The following is a 1832-nucleotide window of genomic DNA, read 5'->3' as shown; positions in this document are numbered from 1 at the left end:
GAAGGTGAGGTTCACGCCGATCGGCTTGTCCGTCATGTCGCGGCAGCGCGCGATCTCCTTCGCCAGCAGCTCCGGTGTCTTCTGCGTCAGGCCGGTGATGATGCCGAGGCCGCCGGCGTTGGACACCGCCGCCGCCATCTCGGCGAAGCCGACAAAGTGCATGCCGCCCTGGATGATCGGATGTTGGATACCGAACAGTTCAGTGATTGCTGTCTTCACAAGTTTCTCCCGCGTTTCCGCTCAGTGGACGATCTCGAACAGGCCGGCCGCGCCCATGCCGCCGCCGATGCACATGGTCACCACGCCGTATTTCGCCTTGCGCCGTCGGCCCTCGATCAGGATATGGCCGGTGAGCCGCGCGCCGGTCATGCCGTAGGGATGGCCGATCGCGATCGAGCCGCCATTGACGTTCAGCTTGTCCGGATCGATGCCGAGCTTGTCGCGGCAATAGATCACCTGCACCGCATAGGCCTCGTTGAGCTCCCAGAGATCGATGTCGTCGATCTTGAGGTTGTGCCGCTTGAGGAGCCGCGGGATCGCGGCAACCGGGCCGACGCCCATCTCGTCCGGCTCGACGCCGGCGGCGACGAAGCCGCGGAAGATGCCGAGCGGCTTCAGCCCCTTCTGCGCGGCGATCTTGTCGCTCATGATCACGCAGGCCGAGGCTCCATCCGAGAGCTGGCTGGCGTTGCCGGCGCTGATGGTCTTGCCCTCGAACACCGGCTTGATCTTGGCGAGTCCATCCGCCGTGGTATCCGGCCGCGGCCCCTCATCCTTGGCCAGCGTCACCTGCTGGTAACTGACTTCCTTGGTGTCCCTGTTGACCACAGCCATTTTGGTCGTGATCGGCACGATCTCGTCGTTGAAGCGGCCGCCCTGCAGCGCGGCGCCGACGCGGCGCTGGCATTCGAGGCTATATTCATCCTGCTTGTCGCGGCCGATCCCATAGCGCTCGGCGACGACTTCCGCCGTCTCCAGCATCGACATGTACATCTCGGGCTTCATCGCCATCAGTTCGTCGTCGACGGCATGGAACCTGTTCATGTGCTCGTTCTGCACCAGGCTGATCGACTCGATGCCACCGCCGATCGCGATCTCGACGCCGTCTGATATCACCGAGCGCGCGGCGACCGCGATAGCCTGCAGGCCGGAGGCGCATTGCCGGTCGATGGTGGTCCCGGCGACCGTCACCGGCAGCCCGGCGCGGATGGCGCCCTTACGCGCGACATTCATCACCATGGTGCCCTGCTGCATGGCGCAGCCCATCACCACATCCTCGACCTCGCCGGGCGCGATGCCGGCGCGCTTCACCGCCTCGGCCATCACATGGCCGGCCAAAGTCGGGCCGTCGGTGTTGTTCAGCGCGCCGCGATAGGCCTTGCCGACGCCGGTGCGCGCGGTGGAGACGATGACTGCATCCTGTGACATGCTTACCTCTCTGAATCAGGCGGCCGCGTCGAGCTGCGCATAGCGCAGCACGTGATAGGCGGGATCGCCGAATTGGATGTTGATGGAGGAAATCCGCTTGAAGTAGTGGCCGACATTGAGCTCGTCGGTCATGCCCATGCCGCCATGCAGCTGCACCGCCTGGTCGGCGACGAACTTCCCGGCATAACCGATCTTGGATTTTGCGCCGGCGGCCAGCCGGGAGACTCCGGCCTCATCCTCGCTGAGACTGAGGCCGAGATGCTGCATCAGCGACAACGCCTCCTGATGCGCGATGAACATGTCGACCATCCGGTGCTGCAGCACCTGGAAGCTGCCGATCGTGACGCCGAACTGCTTTCGCGTCTTGGAATAGTCCAGCGTCGCGGCGTTCAGTTCGCCGATCG

The 1832-nt window shown here is 64.5% G+C and carries 3 protein-coding genes; all 3 read right to left on the bottom strand.

Annotation, left to right across the window (positions count from 1 at the left end; translation table 11 throughout):
- The coding region (locus AKL29_RS45855) for a nitronate monooxygenase (RefSeq protein WP_244482521.1) at positions 1–219 on the bottom strand (219 nt) is incomplete at its 3' end.
- Between the two features lie 21 nt (positions 220–240).
- Positions 241–1428 (bottom strand): acetyl-CoA C-acyltransferase, encoded by a 1188-nt coding sequence (locus AKL29_RS31275; RefSeq protein ID WP_050386817.1) that lies wholly within the window; start codon positions 1426–1428, stop codon positions 241–243.
- A 15-nt stretch (positions 1429–1443) separates the two neighbouring features.
- Positions 1444–1832, bottom strand: a 389-nt coding sequence (locus tag AKL29_RS45850; RefSeq protein ID WP_283809432.1) for an acyl-CoA dehydrogenase family protein, incomplete at its 5' end; no start/stop codon positions are given.

Source organism: Bradyrhizobium pachyrhizi (assembly GCF_001189245.1).
GTDB lineage: Bacteria > Pseudomonadota > Alphaproteobacteria > Rhizobiales > Xanthobacteraceae > Bradyrhizobium > Bradyrhizobium pachyrhizi.
This window is presented reverse-complemented; position numbering and strand designations above follow the sequence as displayed.

What these genes read in the sequence shown, in the direction of transcription:
- AKL29_RS31275 (WP_050386817.1), bottom strand. Translation starts at nt 1,428, where the DNA reads ATGTCACAGGATGCAGTCATCGTCTCCACCGCGCGCACCGGCGTCGGC.